At 62.2% G+C, this 26410-nt stretch carries 34 protein-coding genes and 1 tRNA gene; 2 read left to right on the top strand and 33 right to left on the bottom strand.

Annotated elements, in window-relative coordinates:
• Nucleotides 1–1442: 1442 nt before the first annotated feature.
• The 32 genes from ACNS88_RS08780 to ACNS88_RS08935 form a co-directional block, all read right to left on the bottom strand.
• Entirely contained in the window at nt 1443–3650 is a 2208-nt protein-coding gene (locus ACNS88_RS08780) for a type B DNA-directed DNA polymerase (RefSeq protein ID WP_435095995.1), read from the bottom strand.
• Nucleotides 3634–3915, bottom strand: a complete 282-nt coding sequence (locus ACNS88_RS08785; protein WP_435095998.1) for a DUF8156 family protein — start codon at nt 3913–3915, stop codon at nt 3634–3636. The genes ACNS88_RS08780 and ACNS88_RS08785 overlap by 17 nt, the downstream gene beginning before the upstream one ends.
• Entirely contained in the window at nt 3915–4604 is a 690-nt protein-coding gene (locus ACNS88_RS08790; RefSeq protein ID WP_435096001.1) for a P-loop NTPase family protein, read from the bottom strand. Before ACNS88_RS08790 ends, ACNS88_RS08785 begins: the two co-directional genes overlap by 1 nt.
• Before the next feature lie 1110 nt (nt 4605–5714).
• A complete protein-coding gene (locus ACNS88_RS08795) occupies nt 5715–6149 on the bottom strand; it encodes a hypothetical protein (RefSeq protein ID WP_435096004.1) in 435 nt (144 codons plus the stop codon).
• Between the two features lie 340 nt (nt 6150–6489).
• Nucleotides 6490–7557, bottom strand: a complete 1068-nt coding sequence (locus tag ACNS88_RS08800) for a tyrosine-type recombinase/integrase (protein WP_435096007.1) — start codon at nt 7555–7557, stop codon at nt 6490–6492.
• Nucleotides 7558–7616: 59 nt separating this feature from the next.
• Complete coding sequence (locus tag ACNS88_RS08805; RefSeq protein WP_435096010.1) at nt 7617–8225, bottom strand: hypothetical protein; 609 nt, start codon at nt 8223–8225, stop codon at nt 7617–7619.
• A gap of 49 nt (nt 8226–8274) precedes the next feature.
• Nucleotides 8275–9753 carry a preprotein translocase subunit SecY gene (gene secY, locus ACNS88_RS08810; protein ID WP_435096013.1) on the bottom strand — a complete coding sequence of 493 codons (1479 nt, stop codon included), beginning with the start codon at nt 9751–9753 and terminating at the stop codon, nt 8275–8277.
• A 3-nt stretch (nt 9754–9756) separates the two neighbouring features.
• The gene (locus ACNS88_RS08815) at nt 9757–10254 is read right to left on the bottom strand and encodes an uL15m family ribosomal protein (RefSeq protein WP_435096016.1); all 498 of its coding nucleotides are present in this window, start codon (nt 10252–10254) and stop codon (nt 9757–9759) included.
• A complete protein-coding gene (locus ACNS88_RS08820; protein WP_435096019.1) occupies nt 10251–10715 on the bottom strand; it encodes a 50S ribosomal protein L30 in 465 nt (154 codons plus the stop codon). Before ACNS88_RS08820 ends, ACNS88_RS08815 begins: the two co-directional genes overlap by 4 nt.
• Nucleotides 10715–11362, bottom strand: a complete 648-nt coding sequence (locus ACNS88_RS08825) for a 30S ribosomal protein S5 (RefSeq protein ID WP_435096022.1) — start codon at nt 11360–11362, stop codon at nt 10715–10717. Before ACNS88_RS08825 ends, ACNS88_RS08820 begins: the two co-directional genes overlap by 1 nt.
• Nucleotides 11355–11912, bottom strand: coding sequence for a 50S ribosomal protein L18 (locus ACNS88_RS08830; RefSeq protein ID WP_435096025.1), 558 nt, complete (start codon nt 11910–11912; stop codon nt 11355–11357). The genes ACNS88_RS08825 and ACNS88_RS08830 overlap by 8 nt, the downstream gene beginning before the upstream one ends.
• Nucleotides 11912–12373 (bottom strand): 50S ribosomal protein L19e, encoded by a 462-nt coding sequence (locus ACNS88_RS08835; protein ID WP_435096028.1) that lies wholly within the window; start codon nt 12371–12373, stop codon nt 11912–11914. Before ACNS88_RS08835 ends, ACNS88_RS08830 begins: the two co-directional genes overlap by 1 nt.
• Nucleotides 12366–13076: a 50S ribosomal protein L32e gene (locus tag ACNS88_RS08840; protein WP_435096031.1), complete on the bottom strand. Its 711-nt coding sequence runs from the start codon at nt 13074–13076 to the stop codon at nt 12366–12368. The genes ACNS88_RS08835 and ACNS88_RS08840 overlap by 8 nt, the downstream gene beginning before the upstream one ends.
• Before the next feature lie 3 nt (nt 13077–13079).
• Nucleotides 13080–13613 carry a 50S ribosomal protein L6 gene (locus ACNS88_RS08845; protein ID WP_435096034.1) on the bottom strand — a complete coding sequence of 178 codons (534 nt, stop codon included), beginning with the start codon at nt 13611–13613 and terminating at the stop codon, nt 13080–13082.
• Nucleotides 13614–13615: 2 nt separating this feature from the next.
• Nucleotides 13616–14008, bottom strand: a complete 393-nt coding sequence (locus ACNS88_RS08850; protein ID WP_435096037.1) for a 30S ribosomal protein S8 — start codon at nt 14006–14008, stop codon at nt 13616–13618.
• Nucleotides 14009–14010: 2 nt separating this feature from the next.
• Complete coding sequence (locus ACNS88_RS08855) at nt 14011–14184, bottom strand: 30S ribosomal protein S14 (protein WP_435096040.1); 174 nt, start codon at nt 14182–14184, stop codon at nt 14011–14013.
• Nucleotides 14181–14705: a 50S ribosomal protein L5 gene (locus tag ACNS88_RS08860; protein WP_435096043.1), complete on the bottom strand. Its 525-nt coding sequence runs from the start codon at nt 14703–14705 to the stop codon at nt 14181–14183. Before ACNS88_RS08860 ends, ACNS88_RS08855 begins: the two co-directional genes overlap by 4 nt.
• Complete coding sequence (locus ACNS88_RS08865) at nt 14698–15423, bottom strand: 30S ribosomal protein S4e (protein WP_435096046.1); 726 nt, start codon at nt 15421–15423, stop codon at nt 14698–14700. The genes ACNS88_RS08860 and ACNS88_RS08865 overlap by 8 nt, the downstream gene beginning before the upstream one ends.
• Nucleotides 15420–15776 (bottom strand): 50S ribosomal protein L24, encoded by a 357-nt coding sequence (gene rplX / locus ACNS88_RS08870; protein ID WP_435096049.1) that lies wholly within the window; start codon nt 15774–15776, stop codon nt 15420–15422. The genes ACNS88_RS08865 and rplX overlap by 4 nt, the downstream gene beginning before the upstream one ends.
• Nucleotides 15777–15778: 2 nt before the next feature.
• The gene (locus ACNS88_RS08875) at nt 15779–16177 is read right to left on the bottom strand and encodes a 50S ribosomal protein L14 (protein ID WP_094521931.1); all 399 of its coding nucleotides are present in this window, start codon (nt 16175–16177) and stop codon (nt 15779–15781) included.
• Complete coding sequence (locus ACNS88_RS08880; protein ID WP_004047221.1) at nt 16177–16521, bottom strand: 30S ribosomal protein S17; 345 nt, start codon at nt 16519–16521, stop codon at nt 16177–16179. The genes ACNS88_RS08875 and ACNS88_RS08880 overlap by 1 nt, the downstream gene beginning before the upstream one ends.
• Nucleotides 16512–16970 carry a ribonuclease P protein component 1 gene (locus ACNS88_RS08885; protein WP_435096053.1) on the bottom strand — a complete coding sequence of 153 codons (459 nt, stop codon included), beginning with the start codon at nt 16968–16970 and terminating at the stop codon, nt 16512–16514. The genes ACNS88_RS08880 and ACNS88_RS08885 overlap by 10 nt, the downstream gene beginning before the upstream one ends.
• Before the next feature lie 2 nt (nt 16971–16972).
• A complete protein-coding gene (gene rpmC, locus ACNS88_RS08890) occupies nt 16973–17182 on the bottom strand; it encodes a 50S ribosomal protein L29 (RefSeq protein WP_435096056.1) in 210 nt (69 codons plus the stop codon).
• Nucleotides 17183–18115, bottom strand: coding sequence for a 30S ribosomal protein S3 (locus tag ACNS88_RS08895; protein ID WP_435096059.1), 933 nt, complete (start codon nt 18113–18115; stop codon nt 17183–17185).
• Nucleotides 18115–18579 carry a 50S ribosomal protein L22 gene (locus tag ACNS88_RS08900; protein WP_435096062.1) on the bottom strand — a complete coding sequence of 155 codons (465 nt, stop codon included), beginning with the start codon at nt 18577–18579 and terminating at the stop codon, nt 18115–18117. Before ACNS88_RS08900 ends, ACNS88_RS08895 begins: the two co-directional genes overlap by 1 nt.
• A gap of 3 nt (nt 18580–18582) precedes the next feature.
• Nucleotides 18583–19008, bottom strand: coding sequence for a 30S ribosomal protein S19 (locus ACNS88_RS08905; RefSeq protein WP_435096065.1), 426 nt, complete (start codon nt 19006–19008; stop codon nt 18583–18585).
• Nucleotides 19005–19727: a 50S ribosomal protein L2 gene (locus ACNS88_RS08910; protein WP_435096068.1), complete on the bottom strand. Its 723-nt coding sequence runs from the start codon at nt 19725–19727 to the stop codon at nt 19005–19007. The genes ACNS88_RS08905 and ACNS88_RS08910 overlap by 4 nt, the downstream gene beginning before the upstream one ends.
• Nucleotide 19728: 1 nt before the next feature.
• Nucleotides 19729–19983 (bottom strand): 50S ribosomal protein L23, encoded by a 255-nt coding sequence (locus ACNS88_RS08915; RefSeq protein ID WP_435096071.1) that lies wholly within the window; start codon nt 19981–19983, stop codon nt 19729–19731.
• Entirely contained in the window at nt 19980–20726 is a 747-nt protein-coding gene (rpl4p, locus tag ACNS88_RS08920; RefSeq protein ID WP_435096074.1) for a 50S ribosomal protein L4, read from the bottom strand. Before rpl4p ends, ACNS88_RS08915 begins: the two co-directional genes overlap by 4 nt.
• Nucleotides 20727–20729: 3 nt before the next feature.
• Complete coding sequence (locus ACNS88_RS08925) at nt 20730–21746, bottom strand: 50S ribosomal protein L3 (RefSeq protein WP_435096077.1); 1017 nt, start codon at nt 21744–21746, stop codon at nt 20730–20732.
• 4 nt (nt 21747–21750) lie between these two features.
• The gene (locus tag ACNS88_RS08930; protein ID WP_435096547.1) at nt 21751–22617 is read right to left on the bottom strand and encodes a putative RNA uridine N3 methyltransferase; all 867 of its coding nucleotides are present in this window, start codon (nt 22615–22617) and stop codon (nt 21751–21753) included.
• A 167-nt stretch (nt 22618–22784) separates the two neighbouring features.
• The gene (locus ACNS88_RS08935; protein ID WP_435096080.1) at nt 22785–24059 is read right to left on the bottom strand and encodes a PQQ-dependent sugar dehydrogenase; all 1275 of its coding nucleotides are present in this window, start codon (nt 24057–24059) and stop codon (nt 22785–22787) included.
• 139 nt (nt 24060–24198) lie between these two features.
• Between ACNS88_RS08935 and ACNS88_RS08940 the strand changes: the two genes are divergently transcribed.
• Both ACNS88_RS08940 and ACNS88_RS08945 read left to right on the top strand, forming a co-directional pair.
• Nucleotides 24199–24269 (top strand) — tRNA-Gly (locus ACNS88_RS08940).
• 111 nt (nt 24270–24380) lie between these two features.
• On the top strand, nt 24381–25214 hold the full coding sequence (locus ACNS88_RS08945; protein WP_435096083.1) for an aldo/keto reductase: 834 nt from the start codon (nt 24381–24383) through the stop codon (nt 25212–25214).
• A gap of 35 nt (nt 25215–25249) precedes the next feature.
• Here the strand turns inward: ACNS88_RS08945 and gfo6 are convergent, their stop codons facing one another.
• The gene (gene gfo6, locus ACNS88_RS08950; RefSeq protein WP_435096086.1) at nt 25250–26350 is read right to left on the bottom strand and encodes a D-xylose 1-dehydrogenase Gfo6; all 1101 of its coding nucleotides are present in this window, start codon (nt 26348–26350) and stop codon (nt 25250–25252) included.
• Between the last annotated feature and the right edge of the window lie 60 nt (nt 26351–26410).

A 26410-nucleotide genomic window follows, 5' to 3' on the forward strand; every position in this document is an offset into this window, starting at 1 on the left:
CTTGAATAGATATAACTACCCGATTCTAACAGATCTTTACACTTTCCTTGAAGTCGATCCTAAAATACAGTACCCGATTCTAACAGACCTTTGTACTTTTCTTGAAGTCGAGTTGTGGTAATACAGTCAAATAGCGTATGTATTGGAGGCGGCCAAGGAAATATATTGTTCCGTATATTATAACTTTGAATATTATATTGAATACGGTATCCGATTCTAACAAATCTTTACACTTTACTTGAAGTCAGTTTTGGACACAGTAGGCGATTCTAACAGATCTTTACGCTTATCTTGAAGACTTGATCCGGTGCCAAGATCACGAATCAACCATAGTTTTATTGTGATATATTTTTAGCTACAAATAATACGGTACGCATCCCGACTACTGGTTGATTCTGACAGACCTTTGTACTTTTCTTGAACTCAGAGGGGTATTTTCGAGGGGGGTCAGAAATTGGCCAAAAATATCCCCGGGTAGCTAAGAGCTTTAGAGACCGTTGGCATCAATCTAATCGCCTCGATTGGTCTCTGCGCGGTCGTGATAACCCCCGATATCGTCCCAAAGGGGGTACTGTTATAGAGGCAATAGGGGATTTACCCTTTGGGGCCTAGTGTCCGCTTGCTGCGGGACGGGCAGCACTGATCAAGCGCCCCAGTGGGGTGCTTAGTGAGAGTAGTGTAATTGGTCTTATGTATCTACTTCACCCTCTAGTCGAGGGTGAGATACTGGGTAGAAGTCGAGCGGTACGCGTTGGAAGATATAGGGTGCTTAGATTTAGAGTGATTCGCAGTTTGTGGTGTTGTTCTACTTCTCCATAGAGCCGCTCTTCGCTATTGACACAGTCTATAGAAGAATGCAAATACTGTCAGGAGAACCAGGTGGTCCCGGTTCTCGACAAAGAGATAGAACAGCAGCCCCGTGCCGGAAATAAATACCGAGGACATTGTCTTTCGTGTGAGCGCTGGCTTCCAATGTGCTCCGAGGAATACTTTCGAACCCACTCCGACCCTCATTATCTCCCTATCGGAGAACATGAAACCGTTCGACTCTCTGAAGTAGGAGTTGATGAGGGATTCTCGATGTCAGACCTTGTCGACCAAGGCACTGAACATAGTGTTTCTTCCCGGCAGTCGAGTGATGGACACGAAGTAGGGCAAAACCGAACGATGCGAAAGAAGGTCGTGATTGAGTGTGTTCTTGATATGACTGTTGAGGAGTTTATCGACAAGGAAACAGCCACTCAGTATCTATCTCATCGGTTCAGAGAACTAGGCTCGTGATCGCATGCCTCAACACTGTTATTGAGTACTGCTAACTCTTCGGCTCAGTTCTGAATAAACATTATCGAGATAGTCATTATTTCGATTATAACCTGTATATCCCCGTTCCCGAGAGAACAGAGCTTACAGAGTGAAATGGTTCATTCGAAGGCAGGCACTAGCTAATCGCCTCCAAGGTAACTCTCAAGCGTCGTGTCAGTGGAGTCTGCGAGGTAGTTCGTAATATCGTCTTTTTCCCAGCCGACGCAGGAGACAATACTCTCAGCGGCGCGGACAGCGGCGTCCTCGTACCAACCAACATCGTATGACTCGATGTCTTCGAATGGGAGACAAACCCGGTCAATGCCGCGTCCGTCGTCGTTGACGACGACGTACCGGACGGTTTGTCCCGGTGCGGGGCTGGTTTCGTGGTGTTGCGCGCGGCGGAGCGCTGCGACAGTGAGTGTTTCCTGAGTGTAGGCATCCGCGCGCTTCGAGACTCGGTTCGCAACGATGAGGTCATCCGTTGCCACGTCACCGCGGCGCAACGCCGTGAGGTGCCGGTGGAGGACGTCACACACGGCTTCTGGCGACCGTGTCGCATCGAACACGCGGAGCACGTCTTCCTGTACGGTGGTGACCCACGGTGGTGTGCTTCGCTGCCGAGCTTCGATACCGCGCATTTTGATCGCGTCACCGATTTCGTCAGCCGACGGTTCCTCATCTTGGCGTCGCTTCCCGAAGTATCGAGTTAACGCGCCACTCTCACCGTTCCGCATCGGACAGAAGGCGACCCAGTCGAATACGGACTCATGCTCAAGGGTGATGTCCGTGTCTGCGGAGATCTCTGCGGCGACTGTCGCAAGGGGGCGTTGATCACGGTCCGGGGCCGGAGTGACCCAGATTGAATCAACGATGCCGTGGAGGACACGCCATCCGGCGTCTTCAAGCGCTGTTTTCGCATCGAGGAGGATTTCCCGAGCGAATGCGTTGATTGCTTCGTGGCATTCGATCCGTCCGAACTTCGCGTTCGAGAAGCCCTGGTACCCGAAACAGGAGACGAGAATCCACTTAATCGCTGACGACGCTGATTTGAGTCGGTCGCGTTCAGCGTCGTCGATCGTTTCCTCAATCTGGTCTTTGATACGGCTACGCGCGTCGATGAGTGGACCGAGTACTGTCGGGAGGTACCCGTCGGTCTCACAAATCGAGTACCCGAGACCGGGGACATCATCACTATCGCAACAGCCGCATCGAACGGTTTCCGGGGAGATGTTACGCGTTCGAATGATGTTCGGGTACAGCGACGCAAAATCGAGCTCATGGACATCTTCGTGGACACCGACTGTCGGGGCGAACGTTGTCCCGCCCCGGTCGGCCACATCGAGTGTCGCTGCTGATTTGAACAGTTCTGGCCGCCATGCTTGCCACGGGACGAGGACATCACGGTCGCTGGCGGCACGGATCTGGAGGGCGGTGAGGACGCGCCCAATCGACGCCCAGCCGAGCTCTTCAAGCGGCAACCCAGCACGGTCCACAAGGTCAAGGCACCCAGCTAGCCCCGCTTCGTGATAGAAGAACGTATTCGACTCATCGATCACCGCACGGCCAGGAATCGTGTACCGGGCTGGGGAGTGCCCCACCTGCCCGTAACTCGTGTACGTGGATTCCCCTGCGAGTTGGGTGTATCCTGCGGCGCGGCCGAGCATGAAGTCTGAGACATTGTGTGTATCAGCAGCCTCAAACAGGAGTGGGATGAGATCCGCCGTGGACACGACAATGACGTCAGGGGCGCGTTCACGGACGCTGCGGTCAACGGCGTTAACGGCAGCTTCGGGTGTGGGCCCGGCGGCGTCACCGTCGATCGTGAGGTGCTTCAGGGCAGCGTTTCCGGATTTATGCGCTGGGACCGAGAGTGTGAGCGATCGCAGCGACCGGACAGATTGGTCTGGGCTGGCTGAGGTATTTGTTTCGAGGCAGTACCGGAACTGCCGGGTGAGATCGACGTTGTAACACGTGTATTCGGCCGGGTGGTTGAACTGCTGAACGCGTTGTGCGATGCGTCGCACGGCGTCAATACCCGTGGCGTCGATCCGGAGGAGCGGTTGCGGATCAGTCCGGAATGTTTGCCGGTGGGATTCACACTGTATGTCGGCGACCGCGTCTTGCCCGGACAGGAATGTTCGAAGCTCAAGTAATGAGTCGGACAGCACGTCACGGTCTGGCGGCGTCGGCGTCGGGCCACCACGCCGCCCGTACAAGTCGCGGACTGCATCACCGACGAACAACGTCGGTGTGTAGCCCTCGTGGACTGTCCGAGCAACGCCGCTATCTGTGACTTCCCAGTGAACGACATCACCAGAGGAGCGGAAATCAACCGTCAGCACCATCGGGACTGGTGGGTCCTTCGAGTTCGCTGATGCGCGCTTCGAGCTTATCGATTCGGCGTTCCTGTTCGATTGCGATGCTCACCAACAAGGGCGCGAATCGGTCCTCGTGATTCAACATCCCGGCGGCGTCCGCATGGTTGCGTGCGTACACGAACAACTGGTCGAATCGGGGTTGATCGCGGCGGCGCAGCGTCCGGCGATACGGTCCCCAGCGCCCCTCGATCGCTCGCAGCGTATCACGGTACGTCGGATTGGTCCGTCCCATCAGGAGATCTGTGGAGCTGTCTCCTCACTCACTACTGGTGTGTCATGCATCTGCGCTCGGTGGGCAAGCACTTCCTGCCAGTAGGCGAGCGTCGTCTGTACCCACCCGTCACCGAGGTGGTACACGAGCGCGTCGACATCGCCAGCTGCGTCGGTGAATCGTGGGCCGAACTGTGTGTTCTGGCAGTGAAGCTGCGTCTTCGCCGCGTTCCCAACTGGCTTCGTGAACTCGTCGTCGCGCGATCGCGTCATCACAACTGGGACATCATGGACACGCCCGACGCGCGCAAGCGCGGCAATCGACCGGACGAGTAACTCCTTCGCATGGGTTGTCGAGATATCGCCGTCACGGTACAGTCGATCGATCCCAGTCGCAACCACGACGCTAGGGTTAGTCACATGCTCACCAGCGAGGCGGTCGAGCAACGACATCTGTTGATATGCGGTGAACCCCCGCGCGACGTGTACCCGATCGAGATACCGCCGGTCGGGGACCAGTTCACGCAACCGCGTCGTCTGTGCAGTTCCTGCCGCGTCAACCCAGTACGCATCACCTGACCCAGCGAACACACAATCGAGTAGCAGTGACTGGACCGGTGTCGCGCCAAGATCCGAATCGACGTCCACCAACGTGAGTCCTGCATCAAGCTCCGGAAGCTCAACACGCGGCTGTTGTCGAGACATGTCCATATCCAACGTCTGCCTCGTGATATTCAAAGGAGTGAGCCATACACGTGTAGTGAAACTGGAAGTGGAGCCAGTGCGCGAATAGACTTCCATCCAATCGGACCTCTTGAACTCCTATTCTTCAGATTCGAAATGAGCTGAAACATCTGGTGGACGAGAGTAGCCCGAGTGTAGATCCACACAACCTGGGGATCTGTCTCTCGTTCCATATGAAACACACCTCTGAGAAAATATCGTTCGTTTCTAAGAGCGTTTTCTCTAATACCTAATTGTAGGAATACTCGCTCTCTTATATTCTAATTTTGTTGGTTGAAATATTGAAACCACATCAAATACGATCAAGAGTACCTTATCATAATAATATTCAGTAATTATCTGGAGAAATAATAGTACCGGGGGGACGGGGGTGTCCCGAGTGTAAATCTGCGAGAACGGGGGGCCCTGTCTTATTCCATATGAAACACACCTCTGAAAACGCATCTATTTGCTCAAAGAGTGCTTAAATTGCTCTGCTAAAAGGCAGTGTTTCTACAGTCGACTGGAATTCACCGGATCTTGTGAATCGTCCGAGGACGAGCCTCGACACTTTCTGCTTCGATGACGCGCTTTACAGATATCGAAGTGGTGTCCTTAGGAAGAATACATTGTTCTGTCAATTTATTAAAAATCGTAGCATGTCTCTTTTGTTTATTTGTTAACCTTGATATTCTATTTTATTTGAATATCGACTGCTCTTTAACGTCTATTATAAAGTTTTTGGTTAGTAATAGTAGTAGTAGTACTATTAGACAGATAGTAATAATATAAATATGCTGTATAAACGTCTTAGCTCGTAGATAAAGGCAGAGAAGTAAAAGTACTTATTCTTATGAATAGACTAACGTAAGGTAAATATAAACTCGCATTTATACCTGTATCGTCTTCACGAGTTTATTCTGCTCCTTCCCCCTCCCCCAGTTTTTGAATTTACACTCGGGGCACCCCCCTCCCCCCGGTACTATTATTCATATAGAAAATTCGGATATACTATTACAAACCACTACTATATGATTGTTTTTAGAGGGATATAAAAGTTCAACTACTAAATCGTGGAATGTAGAGAATACAGTCGTATTATAATCGTCTTCCCGCGTTCGAATTGTCGTCAGGGGTATCGAGCTTTCGGGCAAGACGCACATACTCCTGCTTACTGTTCTGCTCGATAACCGTATCATCGGTCATATCGATCTCCTCTTTGAGTGTATCGAGACGGCGGATGATGCCTACGACATCCTGACCGAGAAGATTGTCTTCCGGGCCGAATGTGAACCCATTGTCAGTCTGGTAGTTGTCGCGTCGTGACTGTGCGCGCCGATAGCCATCATCGATACTATTGGCGTTGGCCGCGCAGTCGGCGGGGTCGTCGTCTACGGATCCGTCGCTTGCACACACGATCTCGTTGTCGTCTGGGATAACGTGATCTTCTGCATCGATGAGGTCGATGTCGGTAAGGTCGGTAATAGCCGCTTGATTCGACTGCCGTCCATTATTATCTTCGTCTGTCGTCATAGATACCTCACCACACACGTACAAATGCGCTTATACGCGCTCGTCCCATTTGTGAAACTCGGTCACATGACCGAGCAGGGGCGAGTGTCGTTGTGGGCTTATCTAATCCTGTCGACAGTACGCGTATAAACTTCCGGGTGGTGGGATATGATAACCGGATCAAACCCGACTTCTAACACCCCCTGTCGAGTGTACAATAGCACCGAGAACGGCGGAGCGCTCCTCAACGAGCCGACACCAGCAGCAACCACCGCAAAGAATATCAACCGCATCTGGAATATACTCCCAGAGAAGCGTGAGTAATCAGCCCAAACCGCACTAGTAGTCTACAATCAGCTGTTTATTGCATTGCTTTTTGATAGTCCGAGGCGATTTGATCGTCGTCGTCCTCAACGTAGTCCATCGTCTGTTGGATACGCGCGTGCCCTGCGATGCGTCTGACCTGATGAATGTCCAGCGACTCACAATCGTTCACCCAATGAGAGATAGCGGATCTTCGAATCCGATGAGTCGTAACGAACCACTCTTTGATTTCATCGTTAGGACCCGGATTGACCGGACGTAGAGGTCGCTGTACTCCAGCATTCTTGGCTGCTTGCTTGACGACGTTGTTTATCTGTGGTCCCGGCATTTCGGAACTCTGAGTGGTGACCAAGATATTCCCCGAGTTGGGTTCCACTGCGGACGAAAAGGAATGACGAACTCTTTGGCACCACCGCTTCAGTTGGAATCGAAATTCTTCCGGGAAATAAACATCACGTCTGATTAGGCCGCTATGTTCCTTCCGTTCCAACTTGGCACTTTGAACAGTGATATTACACTCCTCCCAGTCGATCTGGTCGATATCTAATCTCGATAGTTCGACACTCCGACATCCGGTATACCAGTTTAATCTTACCGCGATCTCGTTTCTAAGGCGCGTTTCCGGTGTCTTACCTGGGACCGACTCGAACAGTAGCTTGATTTGATTCGGTTTGAGAGCGAGAATATTTTCGGAATCGTCCCGAGCACCATCGAGATCCTCATGCGCAAAATCGTGTTGGAGTTTGTACTCTGCTTTGTTTTCGTGGATGTTGTACTTGTCTTTCAGGTCGATCGTATCCCGGTTCTTACACGGGTGGCCGTTTTCAAGTTCAAGTCGATCCTCCGCAGCATCGTTTTGGACGATACTGTAGAAAGACTGGACGGAACGGTAATACGAACCCCGAGTTGTATCCGCGAGGTGTGAGTTCACCTGGATGTATCCTTTGACATCGTCAGTCGTAGCGGCGAGGGGATCGATATTATTTGATTCACAAAACGCCAACCAGTAGCGCACTTCACGGCGTCGGGTTGTGATAGTGGATTCTTTCGTCCCGTCCTTTTGCTGTTTAAGACTCTCCAGATACAAGCCCAGTAACTCCTCCATATCTGGGGAAATCTGTTTGTCCGGAGGACTGGAGTATTGCCCTTTCTGGTTTCTCTGTATCATACTCGAACCCAGTACCGTTGTCCACCGACCGTCACACTCTCAATATCCTCCGTAGTGCGACGTTCTAGGTAGACAAGTGCTTGCCACACGATGTGATCGTCTTCCTGTCGCGCTTTCTGAGCGATATCGGTTACAGTGCCGTCCGGAAGCTTCTCTGGGTCGTTCTGCTGGGCATACTCGATAGCAGCCTCATACGCCTCAACTTCGTCGTCTACCTCCCCAGCTACTCTCAATAGGTCGTCAGAGAGATCATTGTATCTCGGGATGAACTCAACGACCTCCATTGCCAAGTCAGAGGTGTCTTCCCTTGCTGGTGCTTGCTCTTCACTAATCGATTCCAAATCGATCTGGCGCTGTAATGATTCAACGAGTGCCTGGAGGGTATCCAGTTGTTCGGTGACTTCAGAGAAGTCTATCTCTTGAGTGCCACCTACGTCATCGAGTACCCCTATTGGCACGTACTCGTTATTGATCTCCCTATCGACAGCGCGGCGGACGAGAGAAGTGAGAGTCTCACCGTCCTCCAGTGTGTCCTTCCACTCCTCTTTCTTCGAGGGGGGGACACGAACGTTGAGTTTGACTTTGCTGTGTGAGCCGCTGGACATACCCGCGGCTACGTGGACTTACTAAATAAAGTGTGGGACCCCAATGGGGTTACTCGTTGCCGAACATCTGGCGCATCATCGGGTGCATCTCCATCAGCTGCTCTTCGGCGATCTCTTCGTACAGCTTGTACGTGATGGAGACCGCAAGCAGCAGCCCGGTTCCGGAGACTTGTCCGATAGTGCCGAGCAGGTTCGCCATGACGGCGAGCAGCCCGACGAGGGCGCCGCCGATGACGGTCACCTGCGGGATGTACCGCTCCATGACCTTCTCGACGACCTGCGGGTTCCGGCGGAAGCCGGGAATCTGCATCCCGGAGTTCTGGATCTGCTTCGCCGTCGCCTCCGGGCCCATCCCGGTGGTCTCGACCCAGAAGATGGCGAAGATCGCGCCGCCGACGACCATGAACGTGAGGTCGATCGCCAGCCGAACCGCGATCATCCACGGCTCGACCGACGCCGGAATCTCACCGAGGAACCACATCCAGTCGGTCCGGCGCTGGATCGGGTTCAGGTAGTAGAAGAACCCGGAGAGCGGCTGCCCCTGGTCGCTGTAGACGCCGAGCCACCCGGGCATCCCCGCCCACTGCGAGGAGAGGAGCTGCCCGAGGAACTGAATGTTCGCCTGCAGCGCGCGAACGAGGATCATCGGCAGGACGGACGCGTAGATGAGCTTCACCGGGAAGCGCCCGCGAGCGCCCTTCACCCGCGCGTGCGACAGCGGGATCTCGACACGGACCGACTCCGCGTAGACGACGATCCCGAAGATGAACACGGTGGTGAAAAGCGCCAAGATGCTCCCGGGGTCGAACAGCAGGTTCTGGAGTCCCTCCGCCGTGAACGGCGACAGCGACACCGGCACGTCACCGACGATGATGCCGTACCAGCTCGCGAAGAAGCCGGACGCGCCGAGCGCCGAGAAGCTGAAGAAGCCGCCGACGATCTGCTGGCTCACCGCCGCGATGATGAACAGCCCGACGCCGGAGCCGACGCCCCACTTGCTCACGATCTCGTCCATGAACAGAAGGAGGACGCCGCCGACGAAGATCTGGGCGAAGATCAGCGACTTGACACCGAACGTCCCGATGCCGAGCGCCTCCCCGACGGCCGGATCCGCGGGGAGAAACGCGCCAGTGAACACCATGGGCGCCGCCGTCAGCGCCGTGACGATGATCACCAGCAGCTTCTGGAGGCCCTGGTACAGGACCTGGTCGCGCGGGTCGTCAGTGTCGAGCCCCAGCAGGTTCGCACCGCCTAACAGCTGGAGGACGATGGACGCCGTGACGATCGGTCCGATACCGACCTGCAACAGCGAGCCGGACGAGCCGGCGAGCACCGACCGGAACTGCCCGAAGAAGTCAGATCCCTGACCGACGGCCAACCCGAACGGGTTGATATTGGTCAGGAAGAAGTAGACGACCAGGATGCCGGCCGTCCACATGAGCTTCCGCTTGAACGGAACGTGACCCGCGGGTCGTTCCACAACGGGCATCCGCGTGAGCACCGGTTCGGCGACCTCCTTCCAACTCATTGGTTACGCCTCGTCGTCCTCGTCGTCAGAAGTGTTTTCCGGTTCGTCAGCGGCCTCTTCGGCGCGCTCGGAGAGCGCCGCCTCGCCGCCGGCTTCCTCGATGAGTTCGACCGCACCAGCGGTGAACGCGTCAGCGGTAACGCGGAGCTCACGGCGGACCTGCCCGCCACCGAGCACCTTCACGACGTCAGCCTCGTAGCCGTCCTCGACGACGTCGCGCGCGTCGATGACGTACGCGTCGCCGTCTTCCTCGGCGAGGTCCTCTGCGGCGTACAGCGCCGCGTCCTCGTCGAGCTTTTGGACCGTCACTTCGAGGACTTCGGTCTGTGCGCTCTCGGGGCGCTTGAATCCGTACTTGCCGAGCGGCCCGTAGTTGTGGAACTCGTGTTTCGCGCGACCGGCCGCGCCGCGGCCGCCGCGGTGACCGGCACCGCGCCGGTTCTTGTGCGTTCCGCCGCCGTGCGTTCGAGATCCGCGCTGTCGACGTTTCTTGCTCGTCATCGCATCGCCTCCAGAAGACTATCGATCTCCTCGCTGGTGTGTTTCCCGAGTTCGCCGCCCTCGATCACCGGGTGTTTGATTCCCTCGTGACCGCCGCGGGGGGCGTGGAGCCGGAGCGTCGGCGAGAGGCCCTGCTCGCGCAGGGTCGTCTCCTCGTCGACGAGCGCCTCGGCCAGCGCCTCGAGATCGGCGTACTCGGTGTTGTCGTCGATCCACTCGTCGTCGATGTCGGCGGAGCCCTCCAGGGGCTCGCCGCGTCGCGCGATAGTGGTCGTGACGGCCTCGACGCTCGGTTCCCCGAACGCGACGACGTCGTTTACCTTGGCGATCATGCCGCGGTACGACTCCGTCTCGGGAACGAGCGTCGCGTGGTTGACGCGCCCGATGTTCAGCATATCGAGCGTGTCCTCGACGCCGTATTCGAGATTCACGTCGCCGCGGAGCTGTACGATCGCTTGCATCACTCGCTCACCTCGTCGTAGTGGACCTCACGCGCGTGTTGCGGAGTGCGGGACTGCGCCGCGTTCTGCAAGGCGTTGAACGTGGCCTTCGCGAGGTTCACGGTCGTCCGGGTGTTGCCGTCGGAGTTCGTCCAAGCGTCCTCGACGCCGGCGAGCTCCAAGATGTTCCGGACCGTCTCCGCCGCGGCCAGCCCGAGCCCCTGCGGGGCGGGCTGGATCTCGACGGTGACAGAGCCGGCCTTCCCCTCGGCCTTGCGGGTGAGGGAGTTCATGCCGCCGGGCTGGTCCTCCCAGGACCCGGAGCCGCGGTCGACCTTGATGATGTTCAGCTTCGCGACGTCGATCGCCTTCTGGATCGCGCCGCCGACCTGGTCGTCTCGGGCCTGTGCGTAGCCGAGGTAGCCGTCGCGGTTGCCCACGGCGACCACACAGCGGAACTTCACGCGGCGGCCGGAGTCGGTCATGCGCTGGACCATGTTGATGTCCAGCACTTCGTCTTCCAGCCCCGGGAGGAGCTGATCGACGATTTCGGCCTCCTTCATCGGGAGACCGGAGTCGAGCGCCTGTTCCATCGACGAGATGTCGCCGTTCTGTACCTTGCGGCCGAGTCGTGTCCGCGGTTCCCAGCCGTCGTTGTGTCTACTCATGGTTCTCCTGGATTGTCGCGAGCACGTCGTCGAAGTGCTCGGGTACGTCGGCCGCGTCGAAATCGCCGCCATACAGCGGCTCGTCGAGCTGCTCGGCGTACGCGGCGATATGCTCGCCACGCGTGCGCGACCAGTCGGCCAGCACGTCGTCGTTGTGCGGGATTTCGAGGCCGGCGTCGATCGCTCCTTCCTGTACTGCGAACGTCTTGTTGCCGGGCGTCGCCGTGTTGAGCCCGATGTCGAGGACGGCCTCGTCGAGGCCGGCGTCGACAGCGCGGGCGCCCGCGAGGTACCCGGTGAGGTACGCGCTGGGGAGGTTGCCCGTGGGGGCGTCCCAGCCGTACTCGCCGAGCTCCTCGCTGGAGGCGGCCGCGTGAGTCTCATCGCCGTCGGATCCGGGAGTCACCAGCTGCGCCCTGACGTGAGCGTTGCTCACCCGGGCGACCAGGCGAGGCTTGCCCGATTTCAGCAGGCGCAACCTCTGATGGTAATCCGTCCGGACCTCGCGGCGGCGCCGCATCGGCACCTTGTATCGTGGTCCTGTTGCCATTACTCGGTCACCTCGTAGCCGTACTGCGTCTGAATGAACGCTTCCAGTCGCGCGACGTCCTCAAACTCGCCACCGCTCGACTTGTTGTAGAGCGTGCGGTATTCGCTGGCGTCGAGCACGTCTTCCTCGTCGCGAAGTTCCTTCAGGCGGGCGCGCTGCGCGCGGATCCGCGCCTTCCAGTCGTCTTTCGTGTTCTGTCGCGCACCGGCCTTCCCCTTGCGGGTACCGGCGCCGGACTTGTGTCCGTACGAGCGCTTCTCGGCGCGCTCGCGGGCCTGACCGCGGGAGTTCGTCTTCGCGTCCTTCGCGCGGATGGTGCCCTGTTCGATGAGTTCGCGGACGTCCTCTCGCGTGATGGCGTCCTCGATCTCCTCCTGTGCTTCGGGGTCGAGCCAGACGCGGCCCTTGCCGACGTCCAGCTCGTCCGCTGCGAGCCGTTTCTGCGCCTTCAGATCACTCATCGTCGACCTCCACTTCGACGTAGGTCGGGTTCAGCACGCGGATCTCGCGCTCCTCCGCCTCGTCTTCGATCAGTTCGCGCTTGCGGCCGCCGACCTTCGAGGCGATCCGCACCGCCTGCGTGTCGCCGTCGACGCCGTCGAGGTCGTCCGTGTTGTGTACACGGACCTCCTCGAAGCCGCTCGGGTGCAGGTCGCGGGACGCCGTCGGCGAGCGGAAGCCCGCCTGGACGACGGGCCCTTTCGCCTTCATACGGCGGCGCTGCTTGGAGAGCCCGCCGCGCGGCTTGCGCCACGACGTCGGGATCCGCTTTTTCTTGTGGTAGTCCTGCCGGTTGAACTGCGGTTTCCCCTCGCGGTGCTTCTGTGCGAGCGCGCGAGCGGTCTCGTCGTCCAGTTCCGGCGTCTTGTCCGCGTGACCGCGGGGGCGAAGCTCCGTCTCGACGTCCTCGTCGGCGTCGGCCTCGTCGGCCTCCTCCTCCTCGTCCGTCTCGTCTTCGATCTCCGCGTCCGCCTCCTCGTCGACCTCCAACCCGCCGACGTCGGCCTTGATACGCGCTGCGAGCGCGTTACCGACGCCGTCGACCTCGGAGAGTTCCGACTGGGAGGCGGCCTTCACGTCCTCGACCGTCTCGTAGCCGGCCTCGCGAAGGGCGTCCGCCTTCGAGGGACCGACACCGCTGATGTCTTCCAGTTCTTCGGCCATTGGTTAGGCACCTCCGGTGGGCTTCTCGACGATGTACACGCCGTCTTGGAAGACGCGCGTGTCCTTGTCGGTCACCTTCGTCAGCTGTTCGATGTCGGCGGCGGTCTGCCCGACGGCCTCCTTATCGGAGCCCGAGAGGCTGACCGTCTCGCCGTCTATCTGTACGTCCGTGTCCCCGCGGATCGGGGTGCGTCGCTGTGCTCGCTCGCCGAGGAAGTTCTCGATGACGACCTCGTCGCCCTCCACGGTCACCTGCATCGGGAAGTGGGCGTAGTACACTTCCATCGTGTACTCCCATCCGTCGGTGACGCCGTGGATCATGTTGGCGACGTGGCTCTCGAAGGTGCCGACCGTGGCGTTCGTCTTCGCGTCCTCGTTCTCGGAAGCGATCGCGACGACACCGTCCTCGACCGTGACCTCGACGTCGGGGTACCAGAGGCGTCGCGTAACGCTTCCGTTGGGACCCTCGACGGTGAGTTCGAGGTGGTCGGTCTCGGCGGAGACGTCGTCCGGAATCTCGATTTCGACTCTGTTCATTGTTAGTAGACGTATGCGATCACTTGGCCGCCGATGCCCTCGTCGCGGGCCTCGTAGTGGCTCATGACGCCGTGGCTCGTCGTGACGATGAGCGTCCCGTAGTCACGGGCGGGGAGGTATCGCTTCTCCCACTTCTCGAACTCGTCGGCACCCGCGGAGTAGCGGGGCTTGACGGCGCCACACTCGTTGATCGCTCCTTTCAGTTCGACCTCGAACTTCCCGGCTTTCCCGTCGTCGACGTACTCGAAGCCGTCGACGTACCCGCGGTCGTAGAGGACCTCGAGGACGGAGCCGATGATGTTAGAGGCGGGCTCAACCGTGTACGACAGGTGGCCAACGCTCTCGGCGTTGTCCATGCCGGCCAGCGCGTTGGTGAATGGATCGTTTCCCGTCATGATCAGCTGTACTTCTCGAATCCCATATCTCGGGCGACCTCGCGGAAACACTGCCGGCAGAGGTTGATGTCGTACTTGCCGACAAGCCCCTGCTCGCGGTCGCACCGCCGGCACGTGTGCCGGGAGCCGGTGCGTTTCGACGCGTGTTCGCCCGTGTCGTTGTTCGCTTCGCTCATTCCGTTACCTCAACGTCGAAGTTCGTTTCGAGGAACGCAGCCGCGTCCTCGGCGGTCATCCGGTGTTTGTGCGGGATCGAGGCGGTCGCCTTGTCCCGCTTCGACACGCGGTAGCCGGGACGGACGATGGTCGTCGTCACGTCGAGGCCGTAGATGCCGATGTTCGGGTTGTACTCCTGGCTCGGGAAGTCGGTGTGGTCCTCGACCCCGAAGCTCAGGTTGCCCGTGTCGTCGAACTGACTCTGTGAGACGTCGACGATGTCGAGCGCGGTCGCGAGGAACTCGTGTGCGTCCTCGCCCCGCAGCGTCACCTTGACGCCGATCGGGTCGCCCTTGCGGATCCCGAACTCGGCGATGGTGCGCTTCGAGGTGGTCCGGACCGACTGCTGGTCCGTGATCTCCTCGATGATTTCCTCGGCGTCCGCGAGCGGCTCACCGCCCTGCCCGACGCCCATGTGGACGACGACCTTCTCCAGGTACGGCTCGCGCATCTCGTGCGACGCGCTCTCGGATTCACTCATCCGAATCACCCGTCTCGTCGGCGTCGTCGCCGGTGAAGTTCTCGTCGATGACGACGAGGTACTCCTCGACCGTCTCGTAGCCGTCCTCGTCGTCGCCGACGAAGACCGTGTTCGAGCCGGAGCCGAGCGTGACGTCGATGTCGGCCACCTCGCCGATACGGCCGGCGTGTTGGCCGGCAACGGCGGTGACGAGGGCGCCCTCTTCGTACTCGAAGTGGGCGACGATCTCCTTCGACTCGTTGTCGACGACGATCGAGTCCTTCGTGTCGTACTCGGTGTCGGCGTCCACGATGACGTTCGTCCCGTCGTGGAGCGTCAGCTGCGCGTCGCCACCGGGGACGACGGACTTGTTCGTGATCTTCCCGAGCCGGCTGCCCGCTGCTTCCTCGTCGACGGGGGTCAGCGCGAGCCGACCGCCCTCGTCGGGGAAGACGCGGAAGAACTCCCCGCGCTCGGGGAACGCCAGGATGTCGAACATCCCGATCGGACGCTGCTCGTCCGAGACCGCGTCCCCGTTGACGAGGACCGAGTCGTTGTTCAGCGCGTAGCGCGCCTCCTTGGTCGAGTCGACGTAGCCGAGCACGTCCCGCAGCAGGACGACGAGCGGAACGCCCGCCTCACCGTGCGGGCCGGCGCCGGCCTTGACGGTGAACGTGTTCGTCTTGCGTTCGACCGGCCAGGAGTTCGGTACTGCCAGTCGCTTCTGATGTCGCGTCATTCGTTATCCTCCTGGAGCCGCGCCTCCCGGCGCTCGTCTTCCAGGTCCAAATCGGTCACCCGGGCGTTACTCGCCGGGATGGGACGGGGAACTTCCTCCCCGTCCGCCTTCTCGACGGTGACGTCCTCGACGGTGATCCGTTCTGCGGACAGGTCGACCGAGATGACCTCGGCCTCCGTGCCAGCCGCGTCGCCGCGAAGCACCTCGACGGTGTCGCCGGCGTTGACGCGGACGTTCCGCTGACCGTACTCCTCGCGGAGCTCCTCTGTGAGGGTGGCCCGGACCTGGTTCTGCCGCTCGTGGAGCGGCGCGGTCTCCGACCGTTTTCGTTGTTTGCGTGGCTGTTTCGTCATGATTAGACGATCATCGTCGCAGTCGAGGCGATGCTCCCGAATCGTTCGGCGACCTCGCGGGCGACGGGGCCTTTGATCTCTGTGCCCCGCGGCTCCTCCAGGTCGTCGATGATGACGGCCGCGTTGTCCTCGAACTTTACACGGGTTCCGCTCGGACGGCGGATCGGCTTGCGCTGGCGGACGACGACCGCCTCCAGCACCTGCCGCCGCATCTCCGGGGTCCCTTTGGTGACCGAGACGGTCACCTTGTCGCCGATACCTGCCTTCGGGTGGCGATTCTTGGTGCCGGAGTAGCCGGCCACCGAGATCACCTTCAGCTCACGGGCGCCGGTGTTGTCGGCGCACGTGATGAGCGAGCCCTTCGAGAGCCCCTGCGTGACGTCGGCCTTGAGCGCCTCCATCACTGATCACCCGACAGGTTCTCGACGACGACGTGGGACTTCGTCTTCGAGAGCGGTCGCGTCTCCGCAATTTTCACTTCGTCACCGACTTCGAGCGAGTCGAGCACGCCCGGCACGTGAGCCGGGATGCGCGAGCGACGCTTCATGTACCGGTCGTATTTCGGTACAAACACGTCGTACTCTCGCTCGACGATGACGGTCTTTGCCATGTCCGTCGACACGACCGTTCCCTCACGGGTCTGGCCGCGGACGGAGAGCTGCCCGTAAAACGGGCACTTCTCGTAGTCGTAATCCTCCGGGTTGTCTGGCTCCGGAGGCGTGGGTACGTCGATTCCTATCGCCATTGTGTGACACCTTGTTCGGTGCGTTCGGCGGGTCGATGCCGTAACCGTTCGCCATCCACCGTCGCGTAGACCACGTCTTTGCACTCGCCGCGTCGGCTCGCCGGACCCACGTCGTCACCGGTGACGACGCTTGTGGACCCGGACGGGCCAGACTGACGGGGGCGAACCCCCGTAGTATCCGACCCGAGTTGGGACGTGGACCCCGACGACTCGTCGTCGTCGGCGGCTTCATCTGTGTGAACGGTCGGGACATCGACGACCGCGAACTCGAACGTCGCGCCCGACTTGGGCACGCGTTTGTCCCCCGATCCCGTTCGCACCACGAGGGTGCTGAACGTCTCGGACAGCACGCGACCGGCGATACCCGCGTGGGCGTCGCTGTCGGCGTCGGCCACCCGAACCGGGAGGCCGACGAGTTCGTGCCGAACGAGTGTGTCGGGGGATATCATCGTTATTCGTCGAAGTCGCCTTCTTCCGCTTGGATCGTCTTGATCCGCGCGATCGTCTTCTTCAGCTCGTTGACGCGGCCAGGGCTCTCCGGCATTCCGCCGGCGGCCCGCTGCGCCTTCGAGTTCAGCAGCTCGGTCTCGAGCTCCTCGAGCTCGACTTGGCGCTCGGCCGCGGTCATGTCGCGGATCTCGTCGGTGTAGAGGATCGCCATTTATTCGTCCTCCTCGTCTTCGTCCGCGGCTTCCATCTCTGCGACGAGATCGGCCGCTTCCGATTCGATCTCCTCGTCGAGCTCGTCGATGTCGTCCGCGTCGGCGTCGCCGACCGGTTCCTCTTCGGCGACGTCGGTCGCCTCCGTGGCCGTGTCCTGCGACTCCTCGACGACCTCCTCGACGACCTCTTCGTCGATGACATCGGCGGGGTCCTCGTCGGGGACTTCGACGTCGTCGTCGGCGCCCGCGGCGGGCACCTCTTCGGGCTCCTCCTCGAGGAGCGCCTCGACGCCCTCGTCGTCGCCCGCGGCAGCCTGCTCGACCTCCGGGACCTCGGCGTCCTCGAGGATGTCGAAGTCGTCGGGGAGCTGCGCGCCCGGCGGGATGATCTTCACGTTGACACCGATCGTCCCGAGCTTCATGACGGCGACGCCCTGCCCGTGGTCGACCACTTCTTGGGCCGGCTCGCCGTTGTGCTTGATGTAACCGCGGTTGAACTTCTCGACGCGGGAACGCGCGCCGGTGACCTTCCCTGACAGGACGATCTCGGCGCCCAGCGCGCCGGCGTCCATAATCCGGTCGATCGTCGTGTGACCGGCCTTCCGGAAGTACCAGCCGCGCTCCAGTGCGTTCGCGAGACGGTCCGCGACGATCTGGGCGTTCAGGTCAGGCTCGTCGACCTCCTGAACGTCGATCTGCGGGTCGTCCATGTCGAAGCGGTCCTCGAGCTCGGTGGTGATCTTGCGGATGTTCTTCCCGCCCTTCCCGATCACCATACCGGGCTTTTCGGCCTTCAGGACGATCTGCGTGCCCATCGGCGTCTGGGCGACATCCATGCCGCCGTAGCCGGCGCGGCCGAGCTCGTCCGCGAAGAACTCGTTGATCTGTGAACGGCGCAGGCCGTCCTCGATGAATTGGTGTTCGTCAGCCATTATTCGTCAGCCTCCGGCTCCTCGATGATGAGCTCGACGTCGGCGAGCGTGGTGTTCCACTGGGTGGCGCCCGCGGCTCGCGGGTTCCGCCCGGGTCGTTCGCCGACCTTGTGGGGGGCGATGTGCTTGATGACCATGTCGTCGCCGTCGAACCCTTGTTCGTCCGCGTTGTTCTTGACGTTCTCTAAGAGCTTCAGGAAGTCCTTGGCGGCCTTCGCGGGGTAGCGCCCCGCGTCCCAGCCGTCGATGTCGGAGCGGTGGCCCGCGCCGGCATTGTGCTGGCGCATCGGCACCGAGGTCTCCTCGTCGATAACTTCCTGGAGGTACTCCTCGGCGTCGGCGACCGTCTCGCCTTTGATCTCCCGGGAGATCTCCTTGCTGTCCTTCACGCTGATGGGCCGGTCGCGGAGCATCCCCTTGGCGGTGGTCTCCGGGTCGGCCTCGACGCTGTAGTTGATTCCCATGGATTACTTGAGGGGCACGAACTTCGAGGACCGGGTCGCGCCGATGCCGGCCTGACCGTGTTCGACGGTGCTTCGAGTCAGGTGGAACTCGCCGAGGAAGTGACCGATCATCTCGGGTTCGACCTGCACGCGCTCGAAGCTGTGTCCGTTGTACACGGAGAAGGTGACGCCGACGAACTCCGGCAGGATCGGCATGTCGCGCAGATGCGTCCGGATCGGATCGTCCGCCGTCGTCTCCTTGTCGCGGCTCCGGGCCGTCTCCAACAGCTTCTGCTGTTCGGTGCCCAGTCCGCGAACGATGCTTCGCCGCTGGCGTGCGGGGAGCAGTTCCGCGACTTCGTCTACGTCCATCTCCTGCAACTCGTCGAGCGAGTGACCGCGGTAGGCAAACTCCTTGCCTTCACGGCCTGTTCGGTAGTCAGAACTCATTTGTTGCTACCTCGTCCGGTGCGCTTGGATGCGATGTCACCGACCTTCCGTCCCGGCGGGGCGTCCCGCGAGACCGACTTCGGCTGGCCGGGGTGTTGGCGACCGCCCCCGCCGAAGGGGTGGTCGACGGCGTTCATCGCGACGCCGCGCACGCGCGGGTATTTGGTCCCACGCGCTTTCATCTTGTGGTACTTGTTACCGGCCTTGACGAAGGGTTTCTCCGTCCGACCGCCGCCGGCGACCACGCCGATCGTGGCGCGGCACTGCGGGTCGAGCCGTTTGACTTCACCGCTGGGAAGCTCGACGACCGCGACGTCGCGGTCGTGGGTGAGAAGCGTCGCCGACACGCCGGAGGCGCGCGCGAACTTCCCGCCGTCCCCACGATTACTCTCGACGTTACAGACCGGAACACCCTCGGGGATCTCCGCAAGCGGGAGCGTGTTCCCGGGCTTGATCTCCGCGGAGACGCCGACCTGAATCGTCTCGCCCACGCGCACGCCTTCCGGCGCGAGCACGAGCCGACGGTCGTCGTCCTCGAACTCGATCTCCGCGAGCGGAGCCGAGCGGGCGGGGTCGTGTTCGATCCCGACGATTTCGCCGGTGATCGTGTCCACGTCTTCGAGCTTCTTGTGCGACAGTTCTGCCTTATAGCGGTGGGAGGGGGCCCGGAACGTCGGGCCGCCGCGTCCACGCCGCTGTCCTTGAATTCGTCGTCCCATCTTAGAACACCCCGATGCGCGATGCGATCTCGGTCGCGTCGTCGTCGTCGGAGAGCGTGACGGTGGCCTTCTTGCCGCCCTGCGGGGTCACCTGCGTGTTCACGTCGACGACGGAGACGTCGTACCGGTCCTGCACTTCCTCGCGGACCTCGGGCTTGGTCGCGTCGATGTCGACGAGGAACAGCAGCTTATTCTTGAAGTCCATCTCGTTCATCGCCTGCTCGGTGACGATCGGATGCTCGATGATGGAGTTCATCGGTCGGCCACCTCTTCGACGGCGCTCTCGGTCCACAGCGTGAGTCGACCCGGGTGCGTGCCCGGCGCGAGGTCTTCCGCGTTGACCTCTCGCGCGGTCGCGACGTCGACGCCCGAAAGGTTGCGGGCGGCGCGGGACGGCTCCTCGCTGGTGACGACGAGCACGGACTTCGGCTGGCTGTACTTGCGACCGCGGGTCTTGCCGCGGCCGGCTCGAACGGAGCGACCGTCCTCGGCGCGCTCGATGTCGGCGTCGGCGCCGACGGCTTCGAGGACGCCCAGGGCCTCCTGGGTCTTTTCGAGGTCCTCGAACTCGTCGCTCACGACGAGCGGGAGATCGAGGTCCTCGTCGAACGCGTGTCCGCGCTCGGCGACCAGCTCGGCGTCAGCGGTGGCCGCGATGGCCGACCGGATAGCGAGCTGTCGCTCCTTGTCGTTGAGGCTCTTCGTCTGGTCTTTCTCGGCCTTCGGCGGGTGCGCGGCGCGCCCGGAGACCGCGCTCGGGACGCGGCGGGCGACGTTCTCGGAGCGCGGGATGTGTGCGAGCCCGCGTCCGGAGCCGAACGACTCCGCGGGGGTTCGCAGCCCGGCGAACTCGTCGGCACCGTAGGCCTGTTTCCGGTTAGCCTGTGCGGCGGAGACCGCCCGACCGATGAGGTCCGGTCGGAACGCGGTCTCGAAGATCGCCGGCAGCTCGATGCTCCCGGCATCCCCGCCGTCCAGGTCGTGTACTGTTGCGTTCATGAATTATCCCTGGTTGGATGCGGTGGATACGTACCGGACCTCGGGATCGAGGCGCGGCTGGTCGTTCGGCCGGATGGCCGGGCGGAACCGAAGCAGGCGCTTGTCCGGACCGGGCAGCGAGCCCTTGATGAGCGCGTACTCGCCGTCGACCTCGCCGTAGTTGACGAAGCCGCCGTCGACGGAGGCGTCGTCGCCCTCGCCGAAGTCGATGAGGCGCTTGTTGAGCTCGGTGCGCTGGTGGTAGCCGGTCTGCCCCTGCTGGGGAACGGTGGAGCGAACGCGGGAGGGGTTCCACGGACCGAGGTTACCGATCCGGCGCCGCCATCCCTGGCGGGCGTGTTTGCCCTTCCGCTTTTGAACGCCCCATCGCTTGACGGGACCTTGGGTCCCCTTCCCCTTCGTGATGCCCGACACGTCGGTGTACTGACCCGCGCGGAAGACGTCGCCAAACTCGTGGGCGCCGCCCTCAGCGACGAGGTCGAGCCCGAAGTCGACGCGCTCCTCGAGGGAGCCGCCGCCGACTCGGGTCTCCATCACGTCGGGCTTCTTCTTGGGTACATTCGCGAGCTCCGAGGGGGCCGTGTGCGTGATGACGCGGACGTCGTCGACCGCGCCGTCGTCGAGCAGCGCGCGCAGCTCGTCGGCGTCTTCCTCGAAGGTGTCCTCCGCCGGGAGGTCGAGCGCGCGGTCGAGTTCCTCGTGGAACTCGGTCGCCCAGACCTCTTCGACCGGCTTCTTTCCGTACGGCGTCTGTTCGTAGGCACGCAGGGCCACCGCGTACATCGGCGGCGTCTCGACGACGGTGACGGGAACGGACGTTTCCATTCCCTCACGCGGCGAGTTGGCCTCGTCGTTGACCATAACGACGTGCGTCATTCCGGCCTTGTAGCCGGCGAACCCCTGCAGTGCGGGGGCTCCGTCGTCGTCTGGCCACGATCGAATGCGCGGGACCTCTCGGTCTGCGCGGGTACGCGGGCCGTAGCCCAGCGAGCCTTTTCGTGGTCGGCTTGGTTGTGGCATGTGTTTACTCCGTGAGTGTGAGCGAGCCGAGAGTCACGAACAGAGCCTCCTCCGTCCGGACGACCTCGCTCGCCTGTGCCGGGATCGTGTTCAGCCAGAGGTCGAACCCCGGATCGGGTTCGACCGAGCGGCCGTCGGCAACGGCCGCCCGAATGCCGTCGGGCGAAAGCCCGAGCATCTCCGGAAGCCCCCGCTCGGGCGAGCCGAAGGCGACGGTGTAGCCGCCGGCCTTCCGCGCGTCCGAGACGATGGTGCCGAGCCGCGAGACGGAGAGTTCCTCCCCGTGTCGCGACGTCGCGACGGCCAAGCCGTCGCCGGCGAGCGCTTCCGACAGGTCCGCTTCCACGACCTGGAAGCCCTCCTCGGGCTTCCCGGTGATGCGGGCGCGGACCGGTTCTCTCGAAGAGACCCTGATGGTGACGCGCTCCCCTTGCCCGACCTCCATTCCGGAGGGAACGAGCAGGGAGATCGGGTGTTCCCGCAGCGGGGAATTGACCCGGACGCGGCCTTCAGGTCCGACCTCGGTCACGAGTCCCTGTGTTTTCGACTCTTCCCCGCTAGGGGTCGAGCCGGTCCGCCACGGCACGCGGAGCGGCGGGAGCACACCGGCGTACCGGAGTTCGTCGCGCTCCCCCCAGAGATCCTTGCGGAGTTCCGGAGGGGTCGCAGCGTACCCCAGCACGGTCCGAACGTACTCGCTGCCCCGTCGCCGCTCGCCGTCCCTGTCGGGGAAGACGACCAGTCGATCCGCCCGGAACACCGCCGCCGCACGGGCGACGTAGCCGAGTTTGCGAGTCGCCTCGCGATCGTCCTCGGCTTCCCGGACGACCGAAGACGGAACGCAGATCGTGAGTCCATCTTCGGTACGCATCGTGGCGAGACTGTACCCCTCGATTTCGGACGACACCCTAAAAGGATAGCGGTCCCGTTTCCGGGCTGTGGGGCGTTCACATAGGGTCTATCGGGGTTTTTCGGTCCGAGAACCAAGAGACAGAGTCACACGGCCAGCCGTAGCCACCGGTCGCTTTGGCGGTCAAATCAGGCCGGGACGATCCGCGCCACGGGCGCGTCCGCGTCGTCGACGGCGACGTAGAGGTGGTCCGTGGTTGGCTCGACCGCGAGCGCCCGAATCCGCCAGTCGCGGTCGGCGAGTAAGGGATCGCGCTCGGTCACCGCAGCGTCGGCGGCGCCCGTGCCCTCGACCGTGAACCGCCCGAGGTACTGCCCGGCGAGCGTTCCCGCGAACAGGTCGCCGCGCCACTCGGGGAAGGCGTCGCCGTCGTAGAAGACGGCCCCGCTCGGCGGGAAGCCCCCCGAGCCACACGGCCAGTAGTGGACCGGTGCGATCACATCGCCGCGCTCGCGGTGACTCGGGGCGACGGGCTCGTCGGTGCCGTACCGGCACGCCTCACTCGCAACCGGCCACCCGTAGTTGCCGCCGCGTTCGACCACGTTGATCTCGTCGCCGTCTTCCTCGCCGTGCTCGCACTGCCAGACCGCCCCCGTCTCAGGACGCACCGCCATCGCCTGCGGGTTTCGGTGGCCGTAGCTGTAGACCGCGTCCGCCGCGTTCGACTCGTCGACGAACGGGTTGTCGGGATGAGCGTCGCCGTCGGGCGTCAGCCGGAGCGTGGCGCCGAGCTCGTTCGATCGGTCCTGCGAGACGTGGTCCGGACCGAAGTCGGTGTCACGCCGGTCGCCGACCGTGACGAACAGCGCACCGTCGGGACCGAACGTCGCCCGCGAGCCGAAGTGGATATCGGAGTCGACGAACGGTCCCGCGACGTGGACCGTCTCGAAGTCGTCGATCGCAGGCGAGTCGCCGGCGTCGCCGGAAAGCGAGAGCCGCCCGCTACCCACGTGTGTCGCCGACTCGCCCGCGTCGTTCGTCGCCGCGTACGTGAGGTACACGCGCGCGTCGTCCGGGTACTCGGGATGAACCGCGACGTCAAGGAGCCCACCCTGTCCGGCGGCGTGGACAGCGGGGACCCCCTCGACGGTCGAGCGAGAACCGTTCTCGGGGTCGACGAGCGAGAGTCGGCCAGAGCGTTCGGTGACCAGCAGCCGCCCGTCCCCCGGGAGGAAGGCGAGCCCCCACGGGTTCTCGAAGCCGTCCGCGACGCGCTCGACCGCGTACTCGACGTCCGCGCCGTCGTCAGGCGGGGCATCGGAATCGTCGCCGTTGCCGCCGGCGGAGCCGCCGTCGTTCGTCCCGCCGTCACCGAGACAGCCGGCGATCGAGAGGGCGGCGAGGCCGCCGGTCGCTCGGAGCACGGTGCGTCTGTTGGCGGCGGGGGCAAGCTGTCGCGTCATGGAGGTCGTCTCTACGTTCGAGTTGGTCGCGAGGCCGATGACGCTTCCGGCGGTCGAGTTCGGGCAGGAATCTCGCCACGCCGACCCTCGTTCGGAACCCTTATATCTCCGACTCGGGCTATGTGGAGATACGAAGCACGCACCGGTAGTGTAGTGGTATCACGCAACCTTGCCATGGTTGCAACCCGAGTTCAAATCTCGGCCGGTGCATTTTGCGAACGAAGTGAGCAAAATCACCGAACTAGCGTTCGCTTCGCTTTGTTCGTCCGCGACATTCCCCGACCGGTAGTTTCAATCGGCGATCCGCCGAACCCGTAGCCTGTGACTGTCCCCACAAAAACGCTCCCGAGCGGCGCCGAGCTACCGGCGCTCGGACTGGGAACGTACGACCTCGACGGCCAGACCGCTGACAGCGTCCGCGCGGCGCTCGACGCCGGCTACGCGCACATCGACACCGCCGAGGGGTATCACAACGAGGAAGCGATCGGCGACGCGCTCGCGGAGTACGACCGCGACGACGTGTTTCTCACCTCGAAGGTACTCGCGAAGCACCTCAACTACGAGTCGGTGATCGAGTCGTGCGAGGCGTCGCTCGACCGGCTCGACACCGACTACCTCGATTTATATCTCATCCACTGGCCCAACCCCGCGATCTCGCTGCGCGAGACGCTCCGAGCGATGGAAGAACTCCGCGATCGGGGGCTCGTCCGCGACGTGGGCGTCTCGAACTTCAGCGCCTACCAGCTGAGCTGCGCGCAGCACATCTCGGACGTGCCGATCGCGGTCAACCAGATCGAGTTCCACCCGTGGTTCCAGCAGCCCGACGTCGTCGACTACTGCCGCGAGTCGGACACCGTGGTCGAGGCGGCGGCGACGCTCGCGCGGACGGACGTGTTCGACGACGAGGTCGTCGTCGAGCTCGCCGAGAAGTACGAGAAAAGCCCCGCGCAGGTCGTGATCCGGTGGGCGCTCGACAACGACGTCGTCGCGCTGCCGCGGTCGTCGACTCCGGACCACGTCCGGGCTAACGCCGACCTCGACTGGGAACTCGGCGAGGCCGACCGGCGGCGACTCGACGAGCGGGACCGCGACGAGCCGGTGTACGACACCCCGGCCCGCGACTGGACGGACGACGTCTACGGGATCGAGCAGTGAGTCGGCCCGCAGTCAGCGACTGACGCCGGCCCGTACTACTCCGTGTCGTCGCCGAGCGCGACCGGCCGGCCGCTCTCGGCCGATTCGTAGATCCCGTCGATTGCGCGCACGTCCGCGAGGGCGTGCTCGCCGTCCGGATGGAACGGCTCGCCCGCCAGCAGCTGGTGGCCGAAGTACGCGAACTCCTCTTCGATCTGGTGGACCTGATCGAAGTCGACGTCGACGCGGGTACCGTCGCGGACGACGGCGAACCCGCGATCCTCCCGCTCGTAAAAGGCCGGGTCTAAGAGTAGTCTGGCCTCCGTCCCGGTGACCTCCAGTCGACTCGCGTGTTGGGCGTTCTGGCTCACCGAACACAGCGCATCGACGCCGTCGGGGAACTCCAGCCGGAAGGTCGCGTGTTCGTCGACGCCGGCGAACGCCTCGTGGCGCGTGTGAGTCCGCCCCGACACTCGGACCGGGTCGGCGCCGAGCACGAACCGAGTCGTGTTGAGCGGGTAGACGCCCAGATCCATGAGCGCGCAGCCGCCGGACAGCTCCGGGTCGAGCCGCCACTGGTCGTCGTCGCCGGAGAGCTCACCGAGCATCGTCTGCGACATCGTCGCGTGGACGTGGACCACGTCGCCGGCGACGCCCGCCGCAAGGAGTTCGCGAAGCCGTCGAACGGCGGGATCGGTCTGCATCCGGTAGCCGACCATCAGGGGCACACCGGCCTCCTGACACGCGGTCACGAGCTGCCGGGCGCGGTCCAGCGTCGACTCCAGCGGCTTCTCACAGAGGACGGCCTTCCCCTGCTCCGCGGCGGCCCGGACGTACTCCAAGTGGGTCGCGTTCGGCGTCGCGACGTACACCGCGTCGTACGCGTCCGCGACGGCGCCCGATCGGAGCTCGTCGGGGGTGACGCCGATCAGGTCGCGCTCGGCGGCGACCGCCTCCACCGCGTCGGCGTCGATGTCGGTGACGACGGTCGCTTCGGTGTACGGCGACCGCGCGATTCCCGGCAGCGCCCAGTCGCGGGCGAACCAGCCGAGGCCGACGATCGCAACCCGGACGGGATCGGTGACGGTCTGCGGATCGAGCGTCTCCCAGTCTCGGCGCGTGAACTCGTCGAGGTAGTCCACAAAAGCGGCTTCCATAGCGGAACGTCTGCGCGGAGGCGTGAAATAACCCCTGCGACGTGGGGGTGAGCAATCAAG

This window comes from Halorubrum shenae, assembly GCF_051194165.1.
Lineage (GTDB): Archaea > Halobacteriota > Halobacteria > Halobacteriales > Haloferacaceae > Halorubrum.

Excerpts from the sequence above, each read along its gene's own strand:
- ACNS88_RS08780 (WP_435095995.1), bottom strand. The coding sequence starts at position 3,650 with ATGGTGCTGACGGTTGATTTCCGCTCCTCTGGTGATGTCGTTCACTGG.
- ACNS88_RS08785 (WP_435095998.1), bottom strand. The coding sequence starts at position 3,915 with ATGGGACGGACCAATCCGACGTACCGTGATACGCTGCGAGCGATCGAG.
- ACNS88_RS08790 (WP_435096001.1), bottom strand. The coding sequence starts at position 4,604 with ATGGACATGTCTCGACAACAGCCGCGTGTTGAGCTTCCGGAGCTTGAT.
- ACNS88_RS08795 (WP_435096004.1), bottom strand. The coding sequence starts at position 6,149 with ATGACGACAGACGAAGATAATAATGGACGGCAGTCGAATCAAGCGGCT.
- ACNS88_RS08800 (WP_435096007.1), bottom strand. The coding sequence starts at position 7,557 with ATGGAGGAGTTACTGGGCTTGTATCTGGAGAGTCTTAAACAGCAAAAG.
- ACNS88_RS08805 (WP_435096010.1), bottom strand. The coding sequence starts at position 8,225 with ATGTCCAGCGGCTCACACAGCAAAGTCAAACTCAACGTTCGTGTCCCC.
- secY (WP_435096013.1), bottom strand. The coding sequence starts at position 9,753 with ATGAGTTGGAAGGAGGTCGCCGAACCGGTGCTCACGCGGATGCCCGTT.
- ACNS88_RS08815 (WP_435096016.1), bottom strand. The coding sequence starts at position 10,254 with ATGACGAGCAAGAAACGTCGACAGCGCGGATCTCGAACGCACGGCGGC.
- ACNS88_RS08820 (WP_435096019.1), bottom strand. The coding sequence starts at position 10,715 with ATGCAAGCGATCGTACAGCTCCGCGGCGACGTGAATCTCGAATACGGC.
- ACNS88_RS08825 (WP_435096022.1), bottom strand. The coding sequence starts at position 11,362 with ATGAGTAGACACAACGACGGCTGGGAACCGCGGACACGACTCGGCCGC.
- ACNS88_RS08830 (WP_435096025.1), bottom strand. The coding sequence starts at position 11,912 with ATGGCAACAGGACCACGATACAAGGTGCCGATGCGGCGCCGCCGCGAG.
- ACNS88_RS08835 (WP_435096028.1), bottom strand. The coding sequence starts at position 12,373 with ATGAGTGATCTGAAGGCGCAGAAACGGCTCGCAGCGGACGAGCTGGAC.
- ACNS88_RS08840 (WP_435096031.1), bottom strand. The coding sequence starts at position 13,076 with ATGGCCGAAGAACTGGAAGACATCAGCGGTGTCGGTCCCTCGAAGGCG.
- ACNS88_RS08845 (WP_435096034.1), bottom strand. The coding sequence starts at position 13,613 with ATGAACAGAGTCGAAATCGAGATTCCGGACGACGTCTCCGCCGAGACC.
- ACNS88_RS08850 (WP_435096037.1), bottom strand. The coding sequence starts at position 14,008 with ATGACGGGAAACGATCCATTCACCAACGCGCTGGCCGGCATGGACAAC.
- ACNS88_RS08855 (WP_435096040.1), bottom strand. The coding sequence starts at position 14,184 with ATGAGCGAAGCGAACAACGACACGGGCGAACACGCGTCGAAACGCACC.
- ACNS88_RS08860 (WP_435096043.1), bottom strand. The coding sequence starts at position 14,705 with ATGAGTGAATCCGAGAGCGCGTCGCACGAGATGCGCGAGCCGTACCTG.
- ACNS88_RS08865 (WP_435096046.1), bottom strand. The coding sequence starts at position 15,423 with ATGACGCGACATCAGAAGCGACTGGCAGTACCGAACTCCTGGCCGGTC.
- rplX (WP_435096049.1), bottom strand. The coding sequence starts at position 15,776 with ATGACGAAACAGCCACGCAAACAACGAAAACGGTCGGAGACCGCGCCG.
- ACNS88_RS08875 (WP_094521931.1), bottom strand. The coding sequence starts at position 16,177 with ATGGAGGCGCTCAAGGCCGACGTCACGCAGGGGCTCTCGAAGGGCTCG.
- ACNS88_RS08880 (WP_004047221.1), bottom strand. The coding sequence starts at position 16,521 with ATGGCGATAGGAATCGACGTACCCACGCCTCCGGAGCCAGACAACCCG.
- ACNS88_RS08885 (WP_435096053.1), bottom strand. The coding sequence starts at position 16,970 with ATGATATCCCCCGACACACTCGTTCGGCACGAACTCGTCGGCCTCCCG.
- rpmC (WP_435096056.1), bottom strand. The coding sequence starts at position 17,182 with ATGGCGATCCTCTACACCGACGAGATCCGCGACATGACCGCGGCCGAG.
- ACNS88_RS08895 (WP_435096059.1), bottom strand. The coding sequence starts at position 18,115 with ATGGCTGACGAACACCAATTCATCGAGGACGGCCTGCGCCGTTCACAG.
- ACNS88_RS08900 (WP_435096062.1), bottom strand. The coding sequence starts at position 18,579 with ATGGGAATCAACTACAGCGTCGAGGCCGACCCGGAGACCACCGCCAAG.
- ACNS88_RS08905 (WP_435096065.1), bottom strand. The coding sequence starts at position 19,008 with ATGAGTTCTGACTACCGAACAGGCCGTGAAGGCAAGGAGTTTGCCTAC.
- ACNS88_RS08910 (WP_435096068.1), bottom strand. The coding sequence starts at position 19,727 with ATGGGACGACGAATTCAAGGACAGCGGCGTGGACGCGGCGGCCCGACG.
- ACNS88_RS08915 (WP_435096071.1), bottom strand. The coding sequence starts at position 19,983 with ATGAACTCCATCATCGAGCATCCGATCGTCACCGAGCAGGCGATGAAC.
- rpl4p (WP_435096074.1), bottom strand. The coding sequence starts at position 20,726 with ATGAACGCAACAGTACACGACCTGGACGGCGGGGATGCCGGGAGCATC.
- ACNS88_RS08925 (WP_435096077.1), bottom strand. The coding sequence starts at position 21,746 with ATGCCACAACCAAGCCGACCACGAAAAGGCTCGCTGGGCTACGGCCCG.
- ACNS88_RS08930 (WP_435096547.1), bottom strand. The coding sequence starts at position 22,617 with ATGCGTACCGAAGATGGACTCACGATCTGCGTTCCGTCTTCGGTCGTC.
- ACNS88_RS08935 (WP_435096080.1), bottom strand. The coding sequence starts at position 24,059 with ATGACGCGACAGCTTGCCCCCGCCGCCAACAGACGCACCGTGCTCCGA.
- gfo6 (WP_435096086.1), bottom strand. The coding sequence starts at position 26,350 with ATGGAAGCCGCTTTTGTGGACTACCTCGACGAGTTCACGCGCCGAGAC.